Here is a 22,455-nt window from a genome sequence, read left to right on the forward strand (position 1 = left end):
CTGACCAAGGCCGCCCAGACGGTGCAGGTGTCGGCCTACCCGGACCACTACGCCCAGTGGAGCAGCAGGCCGCTGACCTGGTCGCCAAGTACTGGAACAGCTGACCACCAGACCAACGCCCGACTGGCCGGACCCCACACCCGGGGGCCGGCCAGTTCGGCGTCTGGCGGCCTGTGCGTGACTGCAGGCCCGGTGTAGTCCGCCGCGCGCCCCGGTTGCGGCTCTCGGCGAGGATGGGGTCATGTCTGCGTGGGACAAGTGGCGGGGCCGCCTGGGCGTGGTCCTCGGTGCGGTCGGGCTGTCGGTGTTCATGCCTGTCGCGGCCTGGGCATCGTCGGGCAGCGGCGAGATCGTGGTGCGGGCGGGACAGAACGCACGCCCCGCCAAGGCGGGGTTCAGTGGCCTCGACTGCTGCCTGGCGGTGCTCTTCGGCATCGGTCTGCTGGTGGTGCTGCTCATCAAGCTCTCCCGCAACCGCCCCTCAGACTGACACCCCCACCGCCACCACCACCGCCACTGACACCGCCACGGCCACCGCCCCCAGACGGACACCGCCGCCGTCCACCCGCCCTACCGCTGCACGTCTCGTTGATCATGGCCGGAACGGCTGGCCGATGAACCAGGCCAACACCGGAACACCTGTAGACCAACACGGAAAGCCGGCACCCGATCTCGGGTGCCGGCTTTCCGGCGTCTTCACATCAGGTCAGCTCGGCGACACGGGCGCGGAGCCAGTCGACGACCGCGCCGGTGACGGCTGGATCGACCGGGTTGCGGATCTCCCGGCGGTACGCCCCCAGCGACGGCGGACCGGGCTGGTGTCGCAGCACGTGGGTGACGTCCGGCAGGAGTCGGGTCTGCACCGGGCCGCCGGCGTGCTCGGCGATGAGCGTCAGGTCGGCCGGGTCGACCTGGAGGTCCTTGCTGCCGGTGACGGCGAGGATCGGCGCGTTGATGCGGGCGAGGTCGTGTCGTGGGTCGTACCGCAGGAACTCCCGCATCCACTTCGCGTTGATCCGCTGCCCGCCGATACGTGTCACGTCGGCGGTGGTGGCCAGGATCTTCTCGTGGTTGCGGGACACCCTGGCCACCAGGTTCAGACGCATGAGCCGCAGTAGCAAGCGTACCGGGGCGGGCAGGGTGGGCACGATCTGTGCTGTCTGCCAGCGCAGCACCTCGGCACCGAGCCGGGCACTGCTGGAGAGCAGGACCAGCCCGGCGGTGGTCACGCCACGCGCGGCGAGCGTGGTGGCGGTCAGTGCCCCTTCGCTGTGCCCGACCAGGAACAGCGCCCGGCTGTCCACGCTCGCGTCGGCCTCGAGTGCGGCGAGGGCCGCCTGGGCGTCGTCGACGTTGTCGTGGAACCCGGTGGGCCAGAACCCGCCGGAGCTCTCGCCGATCCCGCGCCGGTCGTACCGCAGGGTGGCGATGCCTGCGGCGGCCAGCGCGGCGGCCAGGTCCCGTTGAATGCCGAGGCGCATCCGGCGGTGGTCGCCGTCGCGGTTCAGCGGCCCGGAACCGGGCAGCAGCAGCGCGGTGGGGTGGGGCCCCGGACCGTCCGGCAGCGTGAGGGTGCCGACCAGGCGGTGACCGGCGGACTGGAACGTCAGTTCGCGGTCGGTGCTCACCGGCGTACCGCCTTCGCCACGGCAGCCGCGTCGTCGGTACCGATGACCAGGGCGTCGTACCGCTGGCCGGTGAGGGTGATGCGCACGGCCGGTTGGTTGGCGCGGACGCTGACGAACTCCTTGCCGGCCCGGCCGCGCCAGGTGCCGACCTTGCGGGCACCGGGCAGGCCGAGGCCGGGCGCCCGGATGCCTCGGGGGGCGCGCAGACCGTCGGGCTGCACGGTGACGGCGGTTACGGCGGAGCGCGGAACGGTGACGTCGCCCCGGAGCGCCCACAGCTTCTCGGCGGGGGTGAGCCGGACGCGGATCGAATCGGGGGTGAGGTCGATGGTGGCCATCGGCGCTCCTTCATGCTCGCTATAATCTCGTCAGCGATAACATTATCAGAGATGAGAACGATGGGGAGGCGTTTGTGGCCCTCGACACTGCTGAGCTGCTGCTGCATCCGGTACGACTGCGGATCGTCCAGGCATTTCTGGGCGGCCGGACGCTTACCACCGCCGACCTGCGCGCCGAACTGGCGGACGTGGCCCCGGCGACGCTGTACCGGCAGGTCGCCACCCTCACCGGTCACGGGGTCCTGCGGTCGGTCGGGGAGCGGCGCATCCGGGGTGCGATCGAGCGCAGCTACCAGTTGGACGAGGCGGCGGCTGCGGTGGACGCCGACACGATCCGCGGGATGACCCCGGAACAGCACCGGCGGGCCTTCCTCACCTTCGTCGCCGGGCTCCTCGCCGACTTCGACAGCTACCTCGACAGCGGTGGTGGTGACCTGGCCCGTGACCTGGCCGGCTATCGGCAGAACGCGTTCTACGCCACCGACGCCGAGCTGGTCGAGTTCATCACCCGGATGCGTGAGCTGTTCGCCGAGTACGTGGCGCTCGGGCCGGGACCGGGCCGGACACGACGGTTGTTCACCACCGTCCTGCTCCCGGCCGACCCGGTGGCCGCTCAGGACGAGGGGGGCGCGCCGTCGGAGGCCACCAACTCCACCTCGTAACCCTGCCCGTCGGACAGGTACGCGGCGTAGGTGTCGGCACCGCCGGCGTACGGGTGGCGGTCGGGGAAGAGCAGTTCCCAGCCGTACGCCGGGGCCTGCTCGACAAGCCGGTCCACCGCGGCGGGTGGACCGGCGTGAAAGGCCAGGTGGTTCAGGCCGGGCGCGAGCCGGTCGTGGCGTCGACCGGAGAGCGCGGGCGACTGCTCAAGGACCAGGTACGTCGGGCCGAGCCGCCAGGAGTGGCCGGCCGGCCACTGCTGGAACGGTGTCCAACCCAGGTTTCCGAGCAGCCAGCCCCAACTGTGCATTGCTGCGCCCAGGTCGGGTACCCAGACCTCCACGTGGTGCAGGGCGCCGAACGTCACCGGCCTCCGCCGGGGACCCATAGCACGTCTCCGTCCGGATTTGCGGCTCTTGACAGGATAAAGAGCAGATCCGACAGCCGGTTGAGATACTTTGCCGGGAGGTGGCTGGTCCGGTCGGGGTCGTGTGCGACGAGCGCCCACGCCGACCGCTCGGCGCGCCGGGCGATCGTCCGCGCCACGTGCAGCAGTGCCGCGCCCGCGGTGCCGCCGGGGAGGATGAAGGAGTCGAGGTTGCTCAGGCGCGCGTTGTACTCGTCGCACCAGCCCTCAAGGCGCTCGACGTACCCCTCGGTGACCCGCAGCGGCGGATACTTGGGGTCCGGTTCGACCGGGGTGGACAGATCGGCGCCCACGTCGAACAGGTCGTTCTGGATCTGCCCGAGCACCGGACGCAGGGCGTCGTCGAGCTGTCCCAGGGCCAGTGCCACGCCGATGGCCGCATTGCACTCGTCGACATCGGCGTACGCGCAGATCCGCGGGTCTGTCTTCGACACCTGCTCGTTGTTGCTCAACCTGGTCATGCCGGCGTCGCCGGCCTTGGTGTAGATGCGCGTGAGGTGGACGGCCATGACGCACAGCCTACGGATACCGGACCTGACCATCCCGACCCGCCCGCAGCCGGGTACGGGCTGGTCCGCCGGGGTGGGACCGGGTGACGCGGGTGACCCGGCGATATCCGACGTCGATGTCATCCGGGTCAACGGTGCGGCCCGACTCGCCGGCACGGTGCACGTGGTCGGCGCGAAGAACTCGGCGTTGAAGCTGATGGCCGCCGCGTTGCTCGCACCCGGCCGAAGCGTGATCACCAACGTGCCGCGGATCACCGACATCGCCATCATGGGTGAGGTGCTGCGCAGGCTCGGCTGCGACGTGCGGTTCGACGAGGACGACCCGGTGGACCCGATGGTGGCGGTCGGCGGGGTGCCGCGTTCCCGGTCGGTCACCATCGACGTGCCGGAGCGGCCGGGCGTCGAGGCCGACTACGACCTGGTGCGTCGGCTCCGCGCGTCGATCTGCGTGCTCGGACCGCTGCTGGCGAGGTGCGGCTACGTGCGGGTGGCACATCCGGGCGGCGACGCGATCGGTTCGCGTGGACTGGACATGCACATCTCCGGGCTGACCCGGATGGGTGCCGACATCTCCGGCGAGCACGGCTTCGTGATCGCCTCCGCGCCGCAGGGACTGCACGGTGCGGAGATCACGCTGGAGTTTCCCAGTGTCGGGGCGACCGAGAACCTGGTCATGGCGGCGGTGCTGGCCGACGGCACGACGGTGATCGACAACGCGGCCCGCGAGCCCGAGATCGTGGACATCTGCACCATGCTCATCCGGATGGGCGCGCTGATCGAGGGCGAGGGCACGTCCACCATCACGGTCGTCGGCGTACCCCGGTTGCAGCCGGTGCGGCACGCGACGGTGGGGGACCGGATCGTCGCCGGCACCTGGGCCTTCGGGGCCGCGATGACCCGCGGCGACGTCACCGTGACCGGCCTCGACCCGAGCTACCTGGAGATCGCGCTGGACAAGGTGGTCGCGGCCGGCGGCCTGGTGGAGACCCGGGCCAACGCCTTCCGGGTACGGATGGACGACCGACCCCGGGCGGTGGACGTGGTGACCCTGCCCTATCCGGGCTTCGCCACCGACCTGCTGCCGATGGCGATCGGTCTGGCCGCGCTCAGCGACGGTGCCTCGCTGATCACCGAGAACATCTTCGACGGCCGGTTCATGTTCGCCAACGAGATGATGCGACTCGGCGCGGACATCAAGACCGATGGGCACCACGCGGTCGTACGCGGCCGCGAGCGGCTCTCCGGCGCCCCGGTACGCGCCACCGACATCCGTGCCGGCGCGGGACTGATCATCGCCGGGCTCTGTGCCGACGGGGTGACCGAGGTGTCCCACGTGCACCACGTGGACCGGGGCTATCCCGACTTCGTGGCCGACCTGCGGGCCCTCGGCATCGAGGTCGAGCGGGCCACCGCGCCGGAGGAACCGGAACTGACCATCTGAGCCGCCTTAGCCGTCGTTCAGGCTCGCCGACTAGGGTGCAGACAGACACTCGAATCGCAGCGAGGGAGCAACAGATGGCGGGTCGACTCGCGGTCGTCGGTGCCGGGCTGATGGGCTCGGGCATCGCCCAGGTGGCGGCGCAGGCAGGCTGGCAGGTGACACTGCGGGATCTGGACGACGCGGCGACGCAACGCGGCGTGGACGGCATCCGCAAGTCGCTGACCCGGTTCGCCGAGAAGGGGAAGATCTCCGCCGACGACGTCGAGGCGACGCTCGGCCGAATCACCCCGACCAACGACCTGGAGGCGGCGGCGGACGCGGACATCGTCGTCGAGGCGGTCTTCGAGCAGCTGGAGATCAAGCACGAGGTGTTCCGCGCGCTCGACCGGATCTGCAGGTCGGACGCGATCCTGGCCACCAACACCTCGGCCATCCCGGTGACCCAGATCGCGGCAGTCACCGAGCGTCCCGAGGCGGTCGTCGGCACGCACTTCTTCTCGCCGGTGCCGATGATGAAGCTCTGCGAGCTGGTCCGTGGCTACAAGACAAGCGACGCGACCCTGGAAACGGTCAAGTCCTTCGCCGAGGAGATCGGCAAGACCGTGGTGGTGGTCAACCGGGACATCGCCGGCTTCGTCACCACCCGGCTGATCTGCGCCCTGGCCATGGAGGCGGTCCGGCTGGTCGAGGCGGGAGTCATCTCCGCCGAGGACCTGGACACCGCCTGCAAGCTCGGCTTCGGCCACGCCATGGGGCCGCTCGCCACCGTCGACCTGACCGGCGTCGACGTGCTGCTCAACGCGACCCGCAACATCTACACCGACACCGCCGACGAGAAGTTCTTCCCGCCGGAACTGCTCCAGCGCATGGCCACCGCCGGCGACCTGGGCCGCAAGTCCGGCCAGGGCTTCTACTCCTACTGACGGTGTGTTGTAAGGAAGGGCACCTTATTAACGCCTCGTGCATAGGAAGGGCCCCTTATTAACAAGATCAGCTGGATCTCGTTAATAAGGGGCCCTTCCTCTACCGCAGGCGTTAATAAGGTGCCCTTCCTTGCACCCGTCAGCCGTCGCGGCGGGTGGTCCAGCGGAAGGTGGTCAGGCAGAGCACCAGGCCGATCACGCACCAGGCGCCCAGCACCAGCGCGACCCGGGTCAGCTCGAAGGACCCGCCCGGCTCGTTGGCGCCGAAGCTCTCCGGCAGGAAGACCGCGCGCAGCCCCTGGCACATCCACTTGAGCGGGAAGATGGCCGCCACCTGCTGCATCCAGGTCGGCAGGTTGGTGAAGACGAAGAAGACGCCGGAGATGAACTGGAGCACCAGGGCGATCGGGGTGACCACCGCCGAGCCGCTGCGCGCGGTGCGGGCCAGCGACGAGATGGCGATGCCGCACAGGGTGCAGGCGGTGATGCCCAGCGCGCTGACCCAGCCGAAGGTGAGCCACGCCGTCGCGGTGCTCGGCAGATCCAGGTCGAACAGGGCCACCGAGACGCCGAGCAGCAGGGCGGTCATCACCACGCCGGTGACCAACACCATGATCACCTTGCCGGCGAACCAGACCCACTTCGGCATCGGCGTGCCCCGGTAGCGCTTGAGCACGCCCCGGTCCCGCTCGATGGGGATCCAGATGCCGAGGTTCTGGAAGCTGACCGTCATCAGACCGGTCGCGATCATGCCGGTGATGAAGTACTGCGTGTAGCTGACCCCGTTGCCGAGATCGCCGTCGAAGATCGAGGCGAAGATCAGCACCATGATGATCGGGAAGCCGAGCGTGAAGACCACGGACTCCCGGCTGCGCAGGAACTGCCGGATCTCCATCCGTCCCTGACGCAGGGCGAGACTGGCCGAACCCGGCCGGCGGGCGGGCGCGGCGGCGGCGACCGGGGCCGCCGGCTTCGTCGTGGTGGTCATCGGTGTCCGATCATCCGCAGGTAGATGTCTTCGAGGGTGGGCCGGGTGACGGTCAGGCCGGGCACCTCGCCGCCGAACCGCGCGGCCAACTCCGCCACCAGCGCCGTCGGCGTCGCGCTCTGCGCGCTCTCCGGGGTGCCTTCCGGCGTACGCCAGGAGACCGTGGCCAGGGCCTCCTGCCGGTTGCCCAGGCTGGTGGGTGGGGCCACCTCGACCAGTCGGCCGCCGGTGATGACACCGACCCGGTCGGCGAGGGCCTCGGCCTCGTCGAGGTAGTGCGTGGTGAGCACGATTGTGGTGCCGGCCGCGGCGAGGTCGCGGATCAGCTCCCAGAACTCGCGGCGGGCCTCCGGGTCGAAACCGGTGGTCGGCTCGTCGAGGAAGAGCAGTTCGGGGCGGCCGATGATGCCCAGCGCGACGTCCAGTCGGCGTTTCTGCCCGCCGGAGAGGGTGTGCGTACGGGCACGGGCTTTGCCGGCCAGGCCGACGCGGGCGATCACCTTGTCCGGGTCGTCGGCGTCGGGGTAGAAGGCGGCGAAGTGGCGTACCACCTCGGCGACGGTCAGCTCGTCGAACTCGCCGGTGCCCTGGAGCACGATGCCCACCCGGGCCCGCCACTGCGGGGTGGCCTCGGTCGGGTCGACGCCGAGCACCCGCACCTCACCGGCGTCGCGGTGTCGGTAGCCTTCGAGAATCTCCACGGTGGTGCTCTTGCCGGCGCCGTTCGGCCCCAGCAGGGCGAACACCTCGCCCCGGTGAACGTCCAGGTCCAACCCGGCCACCGCGACGTTGTCGCCGTACGCCTTGCGCAGTCCCCGGACGTGGATCGCCACGTCGTCACTCATGACGTCAAGTGTGCGACCCGTGCCACCAGGTCAGCTGCGTCGGGGGTGGTGGTTTCCACCACCCGAGGTGTTAAGAAGGGCCCCTTGCTCTACCGGAGGCGTTAACAGGGGGCCCTTCCTTACCGCTCAGCGGCGGGTGTAGGTCATGCAGTCGGCCATGTCGGCGTCGGGGCCGACCCGGATCGCGGGCGCCTGGCACTCCAACTGCTCGTTGTGCCGGCAGTCGGCCCGCTTGCAGGCGCCCACCTGCGCCTTCTGGCCGTCGGCACCGGCCCGGATGGCCGGCATCTCGATGAAGGTGTGGCAGTGGGCGTGGTCCATGCTGCCGATCGTGATGGCGAATGCGTGGCAGTCGTTCGTGTGGTTGTACGCACAGGCGGCCACCACGCACTCCTGGACGCGCGGCATCTCCAAGGCTGCGGTCATCGCGACCTCCTCTAGGTATTTGCCTGATTTTAGGCATCTGGGAGATCTGTACGGTCCGGTTCGCGGGATCCGGCACCGGCCTGGCCCGTGCCGAGCACCTCGGAGAGCAGGGCCGGTTCGAGACCTCGTTCGGCGAGACCCGCCAGGATGTGCGGCAGTGCCTCGTCGGTCATCGGCGCGTTGGCCTCGGTCACGTGCAGGACGATCACCGAGCCGGGGCGTACCTGGTCCAGCACGGCCCGCACGATCGGCTGCCAGGCCGTGGCGAACGGGTCGCCGCTGACCACGTCGCCGTCAACGACGGTGAGGCCGAGCGGGGCGAGTGCGGTGAGCGCCGCCCGGTCGTGGCAGAGCCCGGGGAACCGGAAGTACCGGGTCTGTCGACCGCCGTAGGCGCTGACGAGGTCGAAGGTGCGGGCGACGTCGGCGGTCATCTTCCGGCGGTCGATGCGGGGCAGTCCGTAGCAGTCCGCGGTGAAGGCATGGTGCCCGTAGGTGTGGTTGGCCAACTCGAATCGCGGGTTGGCGGCCAGCCGTCGGGTCACCTTCGGGTACTGCTCCACCCACATGCCGGTGAGGAAGAAGGTGGCTGGTATACCGTCGCGCTCCAACCGGTCGATGAGCTTCAGATTGGCGTACGACGTGACGGCGCCGCCGCGCAGGTGCCGTCGCATCGCGTCGGTCATGTCCGCGTCGAAGGTCAGTGCCACCTTGTTGCCCCGGCGTGGGCCGTGGTCGACCACCGGCGGCAGCGCGTCGGTCCGGGTCGCGCCGGGCAGCGTGTCGGCCGCGCCGGGCAGCGTGTCGGCCGGCGGGGTGGACGGCACGTTCGACGGTGTCGCCGACGCCTCCGGCCGGTCACCGGCATCCGCCTCCGCTTCGACGAACCTCGCGCCGGATTCGGACCGCTGCCCGAGGTCGGCATCGTCGGGCTGGCGCAGCGGGTTCAGGACGGCCAGCAGGGTGAGGGCACCGACGACGGCGGCGAGCGTCACCACGAGCGGAACGCGGGAAGTCTTCACGGACACCGGAGGATGATGTCAACCGCGCCCGGCGGCCGACATCATCCGGCCCGGCAGCGCCGGGGGCGGGTCGGAGGCGCAGTGCGTACGCCCAGGTGGGACGCGCCCCGGTCAGACGCGGAAGCCGGCCTCGCGGGCGGCCCGGCGTTCCCGGCGGCGTTCCGCCCGACGACGCAGGAACCAGGGCAGGAAGAGCAGGAAGGCGACCAGGAACACCAGCACCAGCACCGGCAGGATGATCGCCACCAGGGACATCACCACACTTGTGGCGTCCTCGGCGGTGCTCGCCACCGGGGCACCGACGCCGGCCGTGGCCGCGTTGATGACCGGCCGGGCGGCGGACTTGAGCAGGTGGATGCCGAGGGCGATGACCACCCCGGCCAGCACCGGCAACCACTGACCCCCACCGGCGAAGAAGCTGTCGGGATCGCTGACCGTCACCGTCTCGGCGGCCGAGCCGGCACCGAAGGCCAGACCGCCCGCCGTCGGCCGGACCACCGTCTGCACCACGTCGTTGATGTGGTCCACCACCGGCACCTTGTCCGCGACGACCTCGACGACCAGCAGAGCGGCGAGGATCGCGAGCACCCAGCCGTTACCCAGCCACTGCCAGCCGCCGGGCAGGTCGATCACGCTTGTGTAGCGGGCCAGCCCGCCCATCAGCAGCAGCGGGATGTACGCGTTCAACCCCGCCGAGGCGGCCAGTCCGGTACCGGTGAGCAATTCGAGCACCATCTCAGCATCGCACCGGCACGCCAGTGGCGCTCGGCGGCGATCCGCGGTGCCTCCGCTACCCTCGTCGGGTGCGGTTGGTGATTGCGAAGTGCTCGGTGGACTATGTCGGACGGCTCTCGGCCCACCTGCCGCCGGCCACCCGGTTGCTGATGGTCAAGGCGGACGGATCGGTGTCGATCCACGCCGACGACCGGGCGTACAAGCCCCTGAACTGGATGAGCCCGCCCTGCCGGCTGGAGGAGGCTCCGGGCGTGTGGCGGGTGGTCAACAAGGCCGGCGAGGAGCTGCGGATCACCCTGGAGGAGATCTTCCAGGACACCTCGTACGAGCTGGGCGTCGACCCGGGGCTGCGCAAGGACGGTGTCGAGGCGCACCTGCAGGAGTTGCTGGCCGCCAACCCGGAGACCCTGGGCGAGGGCTTCACGCTGATCCGTCGGGAGTACATGACCGCGATCGGCCCGGTGGACCTGCTCTGCCGGGACGCCAACGGCGGCACCGTCGCCGTCGAGGTGAAGCGGCGCGGCGAGATCGACGGGGTGGAGCAGCTCACCCGCTACCTCGAACTGCTCAACCGGGACCCGCTGCTCGCCCCGGTGACCGGCGTCTTCGCCGCGCAGGAGATCAAGCCGCAGGCCCGGGTGCTCGCCACGGACCGGGGGATCCGCTGCGTCGCGGTGAACTACGACCGGCTGCGCGGCATCGAACGCGACGAGCTGACCCTCTTCTAGGGGCTTCCGGCTTCTAGGGCTTCCGGGCGTACAGCAGCTTTACCGCTTTGACCAGGCGGTCGACGTCGGCCTGGGTCCGCTCGAAGGTGGTGGACGGCAGCAGCGAGCGGGCCCGCCGGCGGGTGATCGCCTTGGCCCGGCCGAACTCCCGCAGCCCGTCCTCGCCGTGGATGCGACCGAAGCCCGACTCGCCGACCCCACCGAACGGCAGGGTGGACATCCCGGCGAAGGTCAGCGTCGAGTTGATCGAGGCCATGCCGGAGCGCAGGCGACGAGCGATCGCCACCGCCCGTCGCTCGCCGAAGACCGAACCGCCGAGGCCGTACGGCAGGGCGTTCGCGCGGGCGAGCGCCTCGTCGGCGTCGCGGACCCGGTTGATGGTCACGGTGGGCCCGAAGGTCTCCTCGCGTACGGCGAGGGACTCCTCCGGCACGTCCACAAGCACCGTCGGATGGGCGTACGGCGGCTGGACCGAATCCGGGCCGCCCAGCGCGGCGCGTCCGCCCCGGGCCAGCGCGTCGGTGATGTGCCGGCGGATGACGTCGAGCTGGCTCGGCATGGTGATCGGCCCGATGTCCGCGCCGTCGGCACCGACGGTCAGCCGGCTGGCCCGCTCGACCACCTTCTCCACGAAGGCGTCGAAGACCGGCTCCACCGCGTAGACCCGCTCGATGCCGATGCAGGTCTGCCCGGCGTTGGTCATCGCGCCCCAGACGCACGCCTCGGCGGCGGCGTCCAGGTCGGCGTCGGCGTCCACGATCATCGCGTCCTTGCCGCCGGCCTCCAGCAGTACGGGGGTCAGGGTCTCGGCGCAGGCCGCCATGACCTTCTTCGCGGTCGCCGTGGAGCCGGTGAAGGCCACCTTGTCGACCCCGCTGCGGCACAGCGCGGCACCGATGTCGCCGAGCCCGTGCACGGCGGTGAGAACGGGCTGCTCCGGTACCACCTCGGCGAAGGTGTCGACCAGCCACTGCCCGACGAGCGGCGTGTACTCGCTGGGCTTGAAGACCACCGCGTTGCCGGCGGCCATCGCGTACGCGGCGGAGCCGATCGGGGTGAAGACCGGATAGTTCCAGGGGCCGATGACGCCGATCACGCCGTGCGGTTGGTACTCCAGGTGGGCGGAGAACTCCGCCAGCACGAGCCGGGACCGGACCTTGCGGGGGCCGAGTACCCGGCGGGCGTTACGGGCCGCCCAGTCGACGTGTTCCACGGCGGTGACGATCTCGACGATCGCGTCGGCGACCGGCTTGCCGCCCTCGATGTGCACCAGCTCCGCCAGCTGCTCCATCCGTTGGGCGATCAGTTGTCGCCAACGCAGCAGCCGGTCGCGTCGTGCGTCGAAGCCGAGCCCGGCCCACCACCGGCCGGCCGCGCGGGCCCGCTCGACGGCCTGCTCGACGTCGGCGACGGTGGCGAGCGGAAGCCGTCCGGCCTCGGCACCTGTTGCCGGGCTGGTCGAGACCAGGTGATCGCCCTCGATCACGGGGGTGCCGGGCAGATGCACAGCCGTCATGGCCGGAAGTCTAAACCCGAAACCTACTCATCGGTAGGACGCGCGTCCGGGGTGGTGCGCCACGGCACCGGCCGGGCGAACGGGCGGTATTCGTGGAAGTGGCGAACGGAAGGTGGCTTGCTGGTTACTGCTCGATGGCCGGATGGGCGGTAGAGGTGACCGGTAGGTGATGGCAGGCTGGGTCGGGGATGGCGCAGAGCGTGGAGGTCTGACGGTCCATGGAGCAACATCCGCAACTGCTGCCGATGCTGACGGTGGCCGCCGGCCCGATGCGCGGGCTCGGTTTCCGGCTGCGTGCACAGCCGATGGTGATCGGCCGGGACACGGCGGCGGACATCGTCGTGCACGATCCGCACATGAGTCGTCGACACGCGGAGATCCGGCTGGCCGGTGACGGGGTTTCCCTGCTGGATCTCGGCTCCACCAACGGCACCTGGGTCAACGGGCTGCGCACCACCGGGCCGGTCTGCCTCACCGACGGCGACATGATCCTGGTCGGCCGTACCGAGCTGCGTTTCTTCGACCCCGCACTGGCACGGACCGACCCGGTGGGCCTGAGCTTCGGCGTGCCCCGGCAGGAACGGCGCGCCACGCTGGTGCTGCCCACCGGTGGGGGTCGGGCACATTGACGGGTGCGGCGCGGCTTGCCAGCATCGCGCGAATGAAGACCGAGCACCGCAGGGTGACAGCCAACGGAATCTCCCAGGCCGTCCGGGTGGCCGGCCCCGCCACGGGTGTGCCGGTGCTGCTCATCCACGGCAACTGCTCCTCGGCGGCTTTCTGGGAGCCACTGATCCGGCGGCTACCGGAGACGTTGCGGGTCGTCGCGCCGGATCTGCGCGGGTACGGCGACACGCAGACCGCGCCGGTGGACGCCGGGCGGGGCCTCGCGGACTTCGCCGACGACGTGGCCGCCCTGCTCAACGAGCCGAGCCTCTTCGCCGACGGGGCCCGACCGGTGGTGGTCGGCCACTCGCTCGGCGGGGGAGTGGCGATGCGCCTGCTGGTGGACCATCCCGACCGGGTGAGCGGGCTGCTGCTGGCCGCACCGGTGTCGCCGTACGGCTTCGGTGGCACCCGCGACCTGGCCGGCACGCCGACCACCCCGGATTTCGCGGGCACCGGCGGCGGCACGGCCAACGCCGACTTCGTGGCGCGGTTGGCGGCCGGTGAACGCGACGCGTCGGCACCCGCCAGCCCGCGCAGCGTGCTGCGCTCGGCGTACGTGGCCGACCCGGCCTCGCTCGGCGACGACGAGGAACTGCTGCTCGACAGCCTGCTCTCCACCGCCACGGGCACTGACAACTATCCCGGCGACGCCGTGCCGTCGCCGCACTGGCCCGGATTCGCGCCGGGAGGCCGGGGCACCCTCAACGCCCTGGCACCCGCACACTTCCGGATCGCCGACGAGTTGGTGGCGGTCACGCCCAAACCGCCGGTGACCTGGATCCGGGGCGACGCCGACGTGATCGTCTCGGATGCCTCCCTGTTCGACCTGGCCCGGCTCGGCGCACTGGGTGTGCTGCCCGGCTGGCCCGGGCCGCAGGAGTGTCCGCCGCAGCCGATGGTGGGCCAGACCCGCGCCGTCCTCGACCGGTACGCCGCAGCGGGCGGCAGCTACCGGGAGGTGACGCTGCCCGGCTGCGGGCACAGCCCGCACCTTGAGCGACCGGCGGAGTTCGTCGCGGAACTGCTCGCCCTCTGCCCCCACGCCTAGCCTGCGCTCTACCGCCGCGACCGGGTCGCACTCGGCCCCCGCGCCTGCTGACCGTCCGTAGCGTGGGAGACTCGCGCCGATAGCCTTAGCGGCCGTTAACTACCCGGCCGCGCGGAGCGGACAGGGAAGGCCAGGGGCATGGCGCGCGAGTTCACCAGGGTGGGTGTGGTGGGGCTGGGCACCATGGGTGCCGGCATCGTCGAGGTGTTCGCCCGCAACGGCGTCGACGTCGTCGCCGTGGAGATCTCCGACGCCGCCCTGGAACGTGGACGGGCCAACCTGACCGGCTCGACCGACCGGGCGGTGGCGCGGGGCAAGCTCGCCGAGGCCGACCGGGACGCCCTGCTCGGCCGGGTCACCTTCGCCGTCGGGCTGGACGCGCTGCACTCGGTGGACCTGGTGATCGAGGCGGTTCCCGAGCGGCTCGACATCAAGCAGCGGCTCTTCGCCGAACTGGACCGGGTGTGCAAGCCGGAGGCCATCCTCGCCACCAACACCTCGTCGTTGAGCGTCACCGAGATCGCGGTGGCGACGACCCGGCCCGACCAGGTGATCGGCATGCACTTCTTCAACCCCGCGCCGGTGATGAAGCTGGTCGAGGTCGTGCGTACGGTGGTCACCTCGGCCGACGTGGTGGCGGACGTGGAGGCGCTCTGCGTACGCCTCGGCAAGGTCGACGTGACGATCACCGACCGAGCCGGGTTCATCGCCAACGCCCTGCTGTTCGGATACCTCAACCAGGCGATCGGCATGTTCGAGGCCCGCTACGCCACCCGCGAGGACATCGACGCGGCGATGAAGCTCGGCTGCGGTCTGCCGATGGGCCCGCTGGCCCTGCTGGACCTGATCGGCCTGGACACCGCGTACGAGATCCTCGACACCATGTACCGGCGCGGCGGGCGCGACCGTCGGCACGCCCCGGTGCCGCTGCTGCGGCAGATGGTGACCGCCGGGCTGCTCGGCCGCAAGTCCGGCCGGGGCTTCTACACCTACGAGCGGGCCGGTTCCGGCAGGCTCGTACCGGACGAGTTGACGCCGACGGCCCCGGCATCGACCGACGGCGCGCGAGCCGTCACCACGGTCGGGGTGGTCGGCTCGGGTCCGCTGGCCGCCGGCCTCGTGGAGACCTTCACCGCCGCCGGGTACCAGGTCGTGCCGGTCGATTCTGCTGCGGAGTTGCCGCGGTTGGCCGACGTCGACCTGGTGGTCGAGGCGACTGCCGACGATCTTGACGGGAAGAAGACGCTCTTCGCCGGCCTGGGCGAGGTCTGCAAGCCGGACGCGGTGCTGGCCACCACCACCTCCGCGCTGCCGGTGATCGACCTGGCGATGGCCAGCGGACGCCCGGCCGACGTGGTGGGCCTGCACTTCGCCAACCCGGCCACCCCGCTGGTGGAGATCGTCGAGACCATCCGCACCTCGGCGGAGGCCACCGCCACCGCCCGCGCGGTCGTCGCCGCCCTCGGCAGGACCGGGGTGGTCTGCGCGGACCGGGCCGGGTTCATCGTCAACGCGCTGCTGTTCCCGTACCTCAACGACGCGGTACGGATGCTGGAGGCCGACTACTCCACCACCGACGACATCGACAACGCCATGAAGCTGGGCTGCGGCTACCCGACCGGCCCGTTCGAACTGCTCGACACCGTCGGGCTGGACGTGGCGTTGGCCGTCCAGCGGGCGCTGTACCGCGAACTGCGTGAGCCCGGTCTCGCCCCGGCACCCCTGCTGGAGCAGCTGGTAACCGCCAACCGCCCCTTCCGGAGGTAAGGAAGGGCACCCTGTTAACGCCTCCGGTAGAGCAGGGGCCCCTTGTTAACACCAGTGGTGTCACCTCAGGGCAAGGCTGCCGCCAGCACGGTCGTACGCTGGATGACGTGAGCCCCCGTCGCAACCGCCCCCGCCGCGATGACGCCGAGCGCCTGGACACCGAGCGGGCCCGACAGGGCGTCGCCTCGGTGCAGCAGTGGCGTGACGGGGACTGGCAGGTACGCGGAATCAGCGGCGGTTCGTCGGTCAAGACGTACCGTTGCCCCGGTTGTGACCAGGAGATCCGGCCTGGTGTGGCGCATCTGGTCGCCTGGCCCGCCGACGGTCGGGGCGACCTCACCGACAGGCGGCACTGGCACAGCGGGTGCTGGCGGGCCCGCGACCGCCGGGCACCCGTCATCCAGCGCGGACGCGGCGCACCCCGGCACGGCTGAGGCCGGCGGGGCGATCTTTGTCACCTCGGGCAGCGGGGCCGACGGCGACGCGGGAGGATGGCAGGGTGAGTGCACCGATTCGCGCATCGTCGATCCTGCCCGGTCGACGGGAAGACATCGAGCTGCACACCGCGGACGGGCTGTGCCTGGTCGGTGAGCTGGCGCTACCGCTCGACCGGCCACCGGCAGCCACCCTGGTCTGCCTGCATCCGCTGCCCACCCACGGCGGGATGATGGACAGCCACGTCTTCCGCAAGGCGGCCTGGCGACTTCCCGCCCTGGCCGACCTGGCGGTGCTGCGGTTCAACACGCGCGGCACCAGCAGCGTGCGCGGCACCAGCGAGGGGACGTTCGACTCGGCCGTCGGCGAGCGCTACGACGTGGCCGCCGCCATCGAGTACGCCGAGTTCCACGAGCTGCCCGACATCTGGCTGCTCGGCTGGTCGTTCGGCACCGACCTGGCCCTGAAGTACGGCTGCGACCCGGCGGTGACCGGCGCGATCCTGCTCTCGCCGCCGCTGCGCTTCTCCGAGTCGGCCGACCTGACCCCGTGGGTCGAGTCCGGCAAACCGCTTACCGCGTTGGTGCCGGAGTTCGACGACTACCTCCGCCCCGAGCAGGCCCGTGAGCGGTTCGCAGCGATCCCGCAGGCCGAGGTGGTCGGGGTGCCGGGAGCGAAGCACCTCTGGGTCGGTGACGCCGAGACCGTGCTCGACGAGGTGGTCCGGCGGGTCAACCCGGCCGTCTCCGTACCGCTGCCGACCACCTGGGACGGCCCGATGGAAACCGGCGACGCCAGCGCGTACGCCGACCGTACGGTGGCCGCCTTCGCCGACACCCCGGTAGCGGGCCCACCACAACGCCAGGCCGACTGAGGCGGCTGGCCTCGGGGCAGCGCCCGGCCGAGGGCTGGCCGGGTCAACGGGCGTCCTGGCGGGGGAGTACCACCTCGCGCAGGATCAGTTGGGTGGCGGCCACGGTCGGGATGGCGATGAGCGCCCCGATCACCCCCAGCAGGGACACCCCGAGCAGCGCCGCGACCAGCGCGGCGACCTCGTTGACGTGCACCGACCTGCGCATGATCTTGGGGTAGATGAGATAGTTCTCGATCTGCTGGTACACCACGAAGAAGACCACGCAGGCGATCCCGACGGACGGATCGGTGGCGAAGCCGACCAGGCTGACGATCACCGCGCCGAGCGTCGCGCCGATCTGCGGGATCAGGTCGGTCACCGCGACGACGACCGCCAGCGCGAACGGGTACGGCAGGCCGACGATCAGCGCGAACACGAACGTGGTCACGCCGGCCAGTACCGCGATGGACAGCGCACCGACCATGTACGCGCCGACCTTGGTCAGGATCTCGTCGCCGATGAGCTGCACCCGCTCGCGGCGGGAACGCGGCACCAGCGCGTAACCGAGATCGCGCATCCGGTCGAAGTAGACCAGGAAGTAGATGGTCAGCACCAGCACCGTCAGCACCCGGAAGACCGTGCCGAAGACCAGTTGGGCCCCGCCGAGCACCCCGCCCAGCGCCCGGCCGACCACGTCCGCGTTGGCCGCCTCCTGGGCCCGGCGCATCAGGTCGAACCGCACCACGAGATCGTTGACGGCCTCGTTGCGCCGCAACGTGTCCAGATAACTCGGTAGCTGGTCGAGGAACTGCCCGGACTGGATCACGATCGGCGGTACCAGGGCCAGCACACCGGCGGCGAGCAGCGCCAGCACCGTCAGCGTCACCGCAGCCACGGCCAGCCCGCGCGGCAACCCCGCGGCGCACAGCCGGACCACCGCCGGGTGCAGGCCCACCGCGAGGAACAGCGCGATGACCACCAGGACCAGGATCCCCGCCGCGTTGCGCAACCCCAGATAGACGGCGTACGCGGACAGCACGCCGAGCGCACCGGTGAAGCCGACGAGGAAGCTGTTGCGCCGCAGCGGACGCCCCGGAATACCGAACCGACCGGCGTCCCCGCCCGCGCTGCCCGGTGCCGGAGCGGCTGGCTGCTCAGGTGGTGTCCCCGTGGATGCTGTTGGCTGCGGCTGCCGTGCTGCCGCCGTGGGTTCTGCGGCCTGCCGCTGTGGGCCGTCCTGCTGGTCTGGCCTGGACTCCTGTGGGCCGTCCTGCTGGTTCGGCTTGGACTGCTCCGGGCCGGAGCGATGCGGGCCGTCGTGGGCCATCGGTCTCCCCGTTCACACTCCGACGAGCATGCGTCGGTCGTCGATGCCGGCTCGTCCGGGCCGGCGGTTGCCGGGCCGCGACCCGGTGGTCGAGGTGGGGTTACCGCCGCTTGAGGTGACTGACGAAGGTCTGCCAGGTCTGCGGGGTGAAGGCGAGCACCGGCCCCTGCCGGTCCTTGCTGTCGCGGACCGCCACCACGTCGGGCAGGTTGTCGGCCACCTCGACACAGTCGGTGCTTCCGCTGCGGGTGGCGGTGCGCCAGGTCGCGCCGGTCAGGTCCATGACTTCGCCACTTCCGTGAGGAGTTCGATCGACTGCTGGCGGGACAGCGCGTCGTTGCGCACCGCCTCCCACCGCGCCAACAGGGTAGCCACATCGGACTCACCGTCGGTGGGTCGGGCGGTCAGCTGGGTCTCCTGGCTCGCCACCCAGCCTCCTTCCGCGCCCCGCGCCTCGTCGTCGCTGAGCAGGTCGTCGCAACGGATTACCGCGCGGGCGTACCCCTCGGTCTGGAGCAGCGCCGGGATCAGCGTGGGCTGGAAGATCCGCAGCTGACTGGCCAGACGTTCGGCGTCCAACCAGGGCAGGAACCAGGACGGCTGGCCCTCGCGCTCGGCGATCCGCAGCAGCGCCACCAACAGCCCACCGGAACGCAGCACCTCGTCGGCGCGGGTGAGCAACTGCCGATCGTACGGTCGGCTGCCGGTCTCGACCGCGGAGACCATCGACGGCGAGTAGTGCACGAGTTTGCCGAACTCCTCCTGGCTCAGCCCAGCGGTGGTGCGCAGCCGGCGTAACTGGGACCGGATCAGGTGAGCACTCGTCTCCTCCACAGTGCCTCCACAATCGCGTACCGAGAAGCGCTCATCAGTTGCCGGTGGTGCGGCGGTTGCGCAGGCCCGTCACGACCACGCTCGATGACTTCCGACAGTAGTGCTCCGGTCAGCAGACTGTCAGCCATGCCGGACACGCTCGCTGCCAGCAGGGCGCGGGCGGGCCCTGGCCGGGTCGCCCCGACACCCCCGGTGGGCGCCCAGGGCCGCCCACCCATTCCCCCGGGTGGGCGGCCCCTCCCCAATCACTCTGGGTACGTTTGTTGTCGCTGGAGCAGCAAGAAACGTACCCAAACCTGCCGTCACGGAGGTCGACGTGCGTGTTCGCTGCTATCAGCGCCCGAAGCTCCTGGGGCTGGCGATGGTGGGTGGCCTCGTGTCGGCGGCGTCGGGCAACCGGGAAGCGGCCGCGATCAGCACCCGGCTGCCGACCCCGGGCCGTGGCCCCCGCCCCGAGCGACCCCGCGCCACCGGCCACGACACCCCACACACCCCGCTGCGACCGATGTGGTGCTGTCGCGCCGACGGCCAGCCCTGGCCCTGCGCACAGGCCCGGCTCCTGCTGCGAGCGGAGTACGACCAGAATCCGGTCGGCCTGTCGATCTATCTCGCCGGTCTGATGTACGAGGCGATGCGCGACCTCTACCGACTCAACCCCTACGACGGGCCGGAACCCGCGGCGCTGTTCGACCGCTTCCTCGCCTGGGGCCCACGCCGCCGCCCACCGTCCGAGCAGCCCTCCTGACCACCGCCCGGCACGACCCGCCTGGCTGTCGCCTGGCATGCCAGCACCTGCCGCCCAGCACGACCGGCCTGACCTGGTGGCTCGCCGCCCGGCATGCCAGCACCCGCCGCCCGGCACGACCTGCCTGACCTGGTGGCTCGCCGCCCGGCGTGGTGTCAGTCGGAGGTGATCTTGCTGGGCTTGGCGCTGCGCTCGTCGGTGGTCGGCTTGCTGGGGCGCTTGCCGCCCTCGCCGGTGCTGGTGATCTTCGTCGGGGTGGCGCCCCGACCGCCCGTGCCGGGCACCGCGGCAACCGTGGGCTCGCCGTCCACGCCCGCGCTGGCCGTGCCGCCGTCGACGGTGGCTGGCTCGACCGCCGGCTTCGCCGTGGGCGAATCGTCCACAGTGGTCACCGGCTCGGCGACCGGCTTCGTCACCGGGCCTGCGCCGTCGGCGGCCAGTTTTGTCATCGGGCCTGCGCCATCGGCGGCTGGATCGCCGCCGTCGGCGGCGACGGCGGCCGTCTCCAGGGCAGGGCGGTGGCCGTTGACCGGCGCGTCGGCGGGCACCGCGACTGGGGTGCCGTTGGCGGGAGAGCTGCCGTTGACCGAAGGGCCGTCCACCGTACGGGCGACCGTGGCGGCCGACGGTGCGGCAGCGGGCGAGGACGAGCCGGCCGGGGCCGGTGACGTCGGGCCGTCCGGAGTCGTGGCCGTCTCCAGCCGCAGTTCCAGCAGCTTGCGCTGCAACTCGTCGGACTCCTGCCGGGACTTCCAGGTCTCCTGACGCAGGTCGGCGAGCTGCTGCTGAGCCTTGGCGATCTCCAACATCACCTGGGCGAGCTGCTGCCGGCTCGCCGCCGCCTCCTGCTGCGTCGCGGCGAGATGCTGCTGGGTGGTGGCCAGGTGCTGCTGGGTGGTGGCCGCGTACTCCTCGAACTGCCGGCGGGAGGAGGCGACGTACTCGTCGGCCTCGCGCCGGGCGTTGGTGGCGAACTCCTCGGCCTCGCGCCGGGTGTCGGTGGCGTACTCCTCGGCGGCGCGGCGCTGCTCGGCCGTGTCGGCCTCGGCCTGCCGTACCAGCTCACCGGCCTGCTCCTCGGCCCGGGCGCGGACGGCGGCGGCATCCTGCTCGGCGGCCCGGCGGATCTGGTCCGCCCCCTGCTCAATCTCGTTCTTGCGTGCGGTGTACTCCGACTCCAGCTCCGCGCGGCGCGTCTCGAAGCCGGACTCCAGCTCGGCGGTACGGGTGCGGACCTGCTCCTCAAGCTTGGCGGTACGAGCGCTGAGCCGCTGCTCCAACTCGACCGTGCGGGCCTGGTGCTGCTGATCCAACTCCTCGCGGCGGCTGGTGAACTCGCGTTCGGCGGCCGCCTTGCGCTGCGCCAACTCGCGGTCCGCCGCCTCGCGTCGGCCGTTTACCTCTTTCTCCACCCCGGCCCGCCAGGCACCCAGCTCCTGCTGCGCCTGGGCGCGCGTGTGCTGGACGTACGCCTCGGTCTCGTTGCGCATGCGCTGGGCGTACGCCTCGGTGTCGGCGCGGGTGCGCTTGGCCGCCTCGGTGGCCTGGGTGGTCAGCCGCTCGGCCTCCTGGCGGGCCTTGTTGCGGGCGGCCCGGCCGGCCTCGGCGGCGTCGTCGATGATCTGCTTGGCTTCCTGGCTGGCCTTGGCGTGGGTGGCCCGCCCGGCCTCGGTGGCCTGGTCGACCAGGCGCTTGGCCTCCTGCTGGGCCTTGGCGTGCACCTCCTTGGCCGCCTCGCGCAGCTGGGTCGCCTCCTGCTGGGCGGTGGCGTGCGCCTCGCGGGCCGCCTCGCGCAGCTTGGTCGCCTCCTGCTGAGCCCGCTGGTGGATCTCCTTGGCGGCGTCCCGTAGCTGCGTGGCCTCCTGCTCGGCCTTGGCCAGCGCCTCCTGCGCGCTCTTGCGCAGCCGGGCGGCCTCCTCCTTGGCGGCCTTGCTGGCCGCCTCGGACTCGGCCCGGCGAGCCGCAGCCTGCCGTTCCTCCTCGGCCCGGCGGGCGGCCAGGGCGATCTCGAAGTCCTTGAGCGCCTCGGCGGCCTCGGCCCGCGCCTCGTCGATGATGTGCTCGGCGGCAGCCCGGCGGGCCTCGATCTCCTCGTTCGCGACGGCGAGGATGTCCTCGGCCTGCTCCTCGGCCAGCGCCAGGATCTGCTCGACGCGTGGCCCGAGATGCCGGAACGCGGCCCGGTCGACCACTGCGGCCTGCTTGCGCACCGCAGCCAGATCGCGCTGGAGCACCTCGACCTGACCGGCCAACTTGTGGATCTGGGCGAAGGCCTGCTCCCGCTCGGCCTCCAGCGCCGCGATCTCGTGCTCGGCACGAGCGACGTACTTCTCGACCTGTTTTTTGTCGTACCCCCGCAGGGCGGACTCGAAGCTGGGCTCCGTGGTCACGTCCCCGCCGAGAGCGAACAGTTCCTCGCCGTGCGACATGCACCCATCCTCACACGCATCGGGCCCTCCTGGGGCGATACGGACGCCCCTGTTGGGAGCTACTTCACCCACGCAGGTGGGCCGTGCTCTGTGTTCTCAAGGCAGGGCGACGCGGGGTGTCGCCGGTCACCCGGTGTCACCCCGCGTCGTTGATCATGCCCC

At 71.2% G+C, this 22,455-nt stretch carries 25 protein-coding genes and 1 pseudogene; 12 read left to right on the top strand and 14 right to left on the bottom strand.

Going from position 1 to position 22,455, the window contains the following annotated elements:
- Positions 1-198, top strand: a pseudogene (locus Vgi01_RS20905) (hypothetical protein); the annotation flags it as partial.
- 43 nt (positions 199-241) lie between these two features.
- Positions 242-490: a hypothetical protein gene (locus Vgi01_RS20910; protein WP_102660215.1), complete on the top strand. Its 249-nt coding sequence runs from the start codon at positions 242-244 to the stop codon at positions 488-490.
- Positions 491-701: 211 nt separating this feature from the next.
- Here Vgi01_RS20910 and Vgi01_RS20915 read toward each other — a convergent pair whose 3' ends face one another.
- Positions 702-1,628, bottom strand: coding sequence for an alpha/beta hydrolase (locus tag Vgi01_RS20915; protein WP_102660216.1), 927 nt, complete (start codon positions 1,626-1,628; stop codon positions 702-704).
- A complete protein-coding gene (locus Vgi01_RS20920; protein WP_102660217.1) occupies positions 1,625-1,966 on the bottom strand; it encodes a hypothetical protein in 342 nt (113 codons plus the stop codon). The genes Vgi01_RS20915 and Vgi01_RS20920 overlap by 4 nt, the downstream gene beginning before the upstream one ends.
- A 74-nt stretch (positions 1,967-2,040) precedes the next feature.
- Here Vgi01_RS20920 and Vgi01_RS20925 point away from each other — a divergent pair, with 74 nt between their 5' ends.
- Positions 2,041-2,628: a helix-turn-helix domain-containing protein gene (locus tag Vgi01_RS20925; protein ID WP_204292119.1), complete on the top strand. Its 588-nt coding sequence runs from the start codon at positions 2,041-2,043 to the stop codon at positions 2,626-2,628.
- Here the strand turns inward: Vgi01_RS20925 and Vgi01_RS20930 are convergent.
- Entirely contained in the window at positions 2,580-3,014 is a 435-nt protein-coding gene (locus tag Vgi01_RS20930) for a VOC family protein (protein ID WP_102660219.1), read from the bottom strand. The two genes, Vgi01_RS20925 and Vgi01_RS20930, sit on opposite strands and share 49 nt — an antisense overlap.
- On the bottom strand, positions 2,990-3,562 hold the full coding sequence (locus Vgi01_RS20935; RefSeq protein ID WP_013735626.1) for a cob(I)yrinic acid a,c-diamide adenosyltransferase: 573 nt from the start codon (positions 3,560-3,562) through the stop codon (positions 2,990-2,992). Before Vgi01_RS20935 ends, Vgi01_RS20930 begins: the two co-directional genes overlap by 25 nt.
- On the opposite strand from Vgi01_RS20935, the gene murA reads away from it, so the two are divergent.
- Together murA and Vgi01_RS20945 are read left to right on the top strand one after the other, a co-directional pair.
- Positions 3,561-5,003, top strand: a complete 1,443-nt coding sequence (murA, locus tag Vgi01_RS20940) for a UDP-N-acetylglucosamine 1-carboxyvinyltransferase (protein WP_102660220.1) — start codon at positions 3,561-3,563, stop codon at positions 5,001-5,003. The two genes, Vgi01_RS20935 and murA, sit on opposite strands and share 2 nt — an antisense overlap.
- Positions 5,004-5,077: 74 nt before the next feature.
- Entirely contained in the window at positions 5,078-5,926 is an 849-nt protein-coding gene (locus Vgi01_RS20945; RefSeq protein WP_204292120.1) for a 3-hydroxyacyl-CoA dehydrogenase family protein, read from the top strand.
- 139 nt (positions 5,927-6,065) lie between these two features.
- Here the strand turns inward: Vgi01_RS20945 and Vgi01_RS20950 are convergent, their stop codons facing one another.
- The 5 genes from Vgi01_RS20950 to Vgi01_RS20970 form a co-directional block, all read right to left on the bottom strand.
- Positions 6,066-6,914, bottom strand: coding sequence for an ABC transporter permease (locus tag Vgi01_RS20950; RefSeq protein ID WP_204292121.1), 849 nt, complete (start codon positions 6,912-6,914; stop codon positions 6,066-6,068).
- Positions 6,911-7,759, bottom strand: a complete 849-nt coding sequence (locus Vgi01_RS20955) for an ABC transporter ATP-binding protein (protein WP_204292122.1) — start codon at positions 7,757-7,759, stop codon at positions 6,911-6,913. The genes Vgi01_RS20950 and Vgi01_RS20955 overlap by 4 nt, the downstream gene beginning before the upstream one ends.
- Before the next feature lie 126 nt (positions 7,760-7,885).
- Positions 7,886-8,185 carry a DUF1540 domain-containing protein gene (locus tag Vgi01_RS20960; protein ID WP_102660224.1) on the bottom strand — a complete coding sequence of 100 codons (300 nt, stop codon included), beginning with the start codon at positions 8,183-8,185 and terminating at the stop codon, positions 7,886-7,888.
- A gap of 29 nt (positions 8,186-8,214) precedes the next feature.
- Positions 8,215-9,213 (bottom strand): polysaccharide deacetylase family protein, encoded by a 999-nt coding sequence (locus Vgi01_RS20965; protein ID WP_239089093.1) that lies wholly within the window; start codon positions 9,211-9,213, stop codon positions 8,215-8,217.
- A gap of 105 nt (positions 9,214-9,318) precedes the next feature.
- Positions 9,319-9,939 carry a DUF4126 domain-containing protein gene (locus Vgi01_RS20970; RefSeq protein WP_102660241.1) on the bottom strand — a complete coding sequence of 207 codons (621 nt, stop codon included), beginning with the start codon at positions 9,937-9,939 and terminating at the stop codon, positions 9,319-9,321.
- 71 nt (positions 9,940-10,010) lie between these two features.
- Here Vgi01_RS20970 and nucS point away from each other — a divergent pair, with 71 nt between their 5' ends.
- Complete coding sequence (nucS, locus tag Vgi01_RS20975; protein WP_102660226.1) at positions 10,011-10,670, top strand: endonuclease NucS; 660 nt, start codon at positions 10,011-10,013, stop codon at positions 10,668-10,670.
- Between the two features lie 13 nt (positions 10,671-10,683).
- Here the strand turns inward: nucS and Vgi01_RS20980 are convergent, their stop codons facing one another.
- Positions 10,684-12,186 carry an aldehyde dehydrogenase family protein gene (locus tag Vgi01_RS20980; RefSeq protein ID WP_204292123.1) on the bottom strand — a complete coding sequence of 501 codons (1,503 nt, stop codon included), beginning with the start codon at positions 12,184-12,186 and terminating at the stop codon, positions 10,684-10,686.
- A gap of 218 nt (positions 12,187-12,404) precedes the next feature.
- Between Vgi01_RS20980 and Vgi01_RS20985 the strand changes: the two genes are divergently transcribed.
- From Vgi01_RS20985 to Vgi01_RS21005, 5 genes are all read left to right on the top strand, one after another.
- A complete protein-coding gene (locus Vgi01_RS20985; RefSeq protein ID WP_102660228.1) occupies positions 12,405-12,815 on the top strand; it encodes an FHA domain-containing protein in 411 nt (136 codons plus the stop codon).
- Positions 12,816-12,847: 32 nt separating this feature from the next.
- Entirely contained in the window at positions 12,848-13,903 is a 1,056-nt protein-coding gene (locus tag Vgi01_RS20990) for an alpha/beta fold hydrolase (RefSeq protein WP_204292124.1), read from the top strand.
- Positions 13,904-14,041: 138 nt separating this feature from the next.
- A complete protein-coding gene (locus Vgi01_RS20995; RefSeq protein ID WP_204292125.1) occupies positions 14,042-15,670 on the top strand; it encodes a 3-hydroxyacyl-CoA dehydrogenase family protein in 1,629 nt (542 codons plus the stop codon).
- A 107-nt stretch (positions 15,671-15,777) separates the two neighbouring features.
- On the top strand, positions 15,778-16,104 hold the full coding sequence (locus Vgi01_RS21000; RefSeq protein WP_102660231.1) for an Rv1322 family protein: 327 nt from the start codon (positions 15,778-15,780) through the stop codon (positions 16,102-16,104).
- Between the two features lie 65 nt (positions 16,105-16,169).
- The gene (locus tag Vgi01_RS21005; RefSeq protein WP_204292126.1) at positions 16,170-16,979 is read left to right on the top strand and encodes an alpha/beta hydrolase; all 810 of its coding nucleotides are present in this window, start codon (positions 16,170-16,172) and stop codon (positions 16,977-16,979) included.
- Positions 16,980-17,022: 43 nt separating this feature from the next.
- Here the strand turns inward: Vgi01_RS21005 and Vgi01_RS21010 are convergent, their stop codons facing one another.
- The 3 genes from Vgi01_RS21010 to Vgi01_RS21020 form a co-directional block, all read right to left on the bottom strand.
- Positions 17,023-18,285 carry an AI-2E family transporter gene (locus Vgi01_RS21010; RefSeq protein ID WP_204292127.1) on the bottom strand — a complete coding sequence of 421 codons (1,263 nt, stop codon included), beginning with the start codon at positions 18,283-18,285 and terminating at the stop codon, positions 17,023-17,025.
- 100 nt (positions 18,286-18,385) lie between these two features.
- Positions 18,386-18,568 (bottom strand): DUF397 domain-containing protein, encoded by a 183-nt coding sequence (locus tag Vgi01_RS21015; RefSeq protein ID WP_204292128.1) that lies wholly within the window; start codon positions 18,566-18,568, stop codon positions 18,386-18,388.
- Positions 18,559-19,119: a helix-turn-helix domain-containing protein gene (locus Vgi01_RS21020; protein WP_204292129.1), complete on the bottom strand. Its 561-nt coding sequence runs from the start codon at positions 19,117-19,119 to the stop codon at positions 18,559-18,561. The genes Vgi01_RS21015 and Vgi01_RS21020 overlap by 10 nt, the downstream gene beginning before the upstream one ends.
- Before the next feature lie 361 nt (positions 19,120-19,480).
- Here Vgi01_RS21020 and Vgi01_RS21025 point away from each other — a divergent pair, with 361 nt between their 5' ends.
- The gene (locus tag Vgi01_RS21025) at positions 19,481-19,864 is read left to right on the top strand and encodes a hypothetical protein (protein ID WP_239089096.1); all 384 of its coding nucleotides are present in this window, start codon (positions 19,481-19,483) and stop codon (positions 19,862-19,864) included.
- A 155-nt stretch (positions 19,865-20,019) separates the two neighbouring features.
- Here the strand turns inward: Vgi01_RS21025 and Vgi01_RS21030 are convergent, their stop codons facing one another.
- Positions 20,020-22,293: a hypothetical protein gene (locus Vgi01_RS21030; protein WP_204292130.1), complete on the bottom strand. Its 2,274-nt coding sequence runs from the start codon at positions 22,291-22,293 to the stop codon at positions 20,020-20,022.
- Positions 22,294-22,455 lie beyond the last annotated feature (162 nt).

Source organism: Micromonospora gifhornensis (assembly GCF_016863515.1).
Classification (GTDB): domain Bacteria; phylum Actinomycetota; class Actinomycetes; order Mycobacteriales; family Micromonosporaceae; genus Micromonospora; species Micromonospora gifhornensis.

What these genes read in the sequence shown, in the direction of transcription:
- Vgi01_RS20910 (WP_102660215.1), top strand. Translation starts at nt 242, where the DNA reads ATGTCTGCGTGGGACAAGTGGCGGGGCCGCCTGGGCGTGGTCCTCGGT.
- Vgi01_RS20920 (WP_102660217.1), bottom strand. Translation starts at nt 1,966, where the DNA reads ATGGCCACCATCGACCTCACCCCCGATTCGATCCGCGTCCGGCTCACC.
- Vgi01_RS20930 (WP_102660219.1), bottom strand. Translation starts at nt 3,014, where the DNA reads ATGGGTCCCCGGCGGAGGCCGGTGACGTTCGGCGCCCTGCACCACGTG.
- murA (WP_102660220.1), top strand. Translation starts at nt 3,561, where the DNA reads ATGACGCACAGCCTACGGATACCGGACCTGACCATCCCGACCCGCCCG.
- Vgi01_RS20935 (WP_013735626.1), bottom strand. Translation starts at nt 3,562, where the DNA reads ATGGCCGTCCACCTCACGCGCATCTACACCAAGGCCGGCGACGCCGGC.
- Vgi01_RS20945 (WP_204292120.1), top strand. Translation starts at nt 5,078, where the DNA reads ATGGCGGGTCGACTCGCGGTCGTCGGTGCCGGGCTGATGGGCTCGGGC.
- Vgi01_RS20950 (WP_204292121.1), bottom strand. Translation starts at nt 6,914, where the DNA reads ATGACCACCACGACGAAGCCGGCGGCCCCGGTCGCCGCCGCCGCGCCC.
- Vgi01_RS20955 (WP_204292122.1), bottom strand. Translation starts at nt 7,759, where the DNA reads ATGAGTGACGACGTGGCGATCCACGTCCGGGGACTGCGCAAGGCGTAC.
- Vgi01_RS20960 (WP_102660224.1), bottom strand. Translation starts at nt 8,185, where the DNA reads ATGACCGCAGCCTTGGAGATGCCGCGCGTCCAGGAGTGCGTGGTGGCC.
- Vgi01_RS20980 (WP_204292123.1), bottom strand. Translation starts at nt 12,186, where the DNA reads ATGACGGCTGTGCATCTGCCCGGCACCCCCGTGATCGAGGGCGATCAC.
- Vgi01_RS20985 (WP_102660228.1), top strand. Translation starts at nt 12,405, where the DNA reads ATGGAGCAACATCCGCAACTGCTGCCGATGCTGACGGTGGCCGCCGGC.
- Vgi01_RS20990 (WP_204292124.1), top strand. Translation starts at nt 12,848, where the DNA reads ATGAAGACCGAGCACCGCAGGGTGACAGCCAACGGAATCTCCCAGGCC.
- Vgi01_RS20995 (WP_204292125.1), top strand. Translation starts at nt 14,042, where the DNA reads ATGGCGCGCGAGTTCACCAGGGTGGGTGTGGTGGGGCTGGGCACCATG.
- Vgi01_RS21010 (WP_204292127.1), bottom strand. Translation starts at nt 18,285, where the DNA reads ATGGCCCACGACGGCCCGCATCGCTCCGGCCCGGAGCAGTCCAAGCCG.
- Vgi01_RS21015 (WP_204292128.1), bottom strand. Translation starts at nt 18,568, where the DNA reads ATGGACCTGACCGGCGCGACCTGGCGCACCGCCACCCGCAGCGGAAGC.
- Vgi01_RS21025 (WP_239089096.1), top strand. Translation starts at nt 19,481, where the DNA reads ATGGTGGGTGGCCTCGTGTCGGCGGCGTCGGGCAACCGGGAAGCGGCC.
- Vgi01_RS21030 (WP_204292130.1), bottom strand. Translation starts at nt 22,293, where the DNA reads ATGTCGCACGGCGAGGAACTGTTCGCTCTCGGCGGGGACGTGACCACG.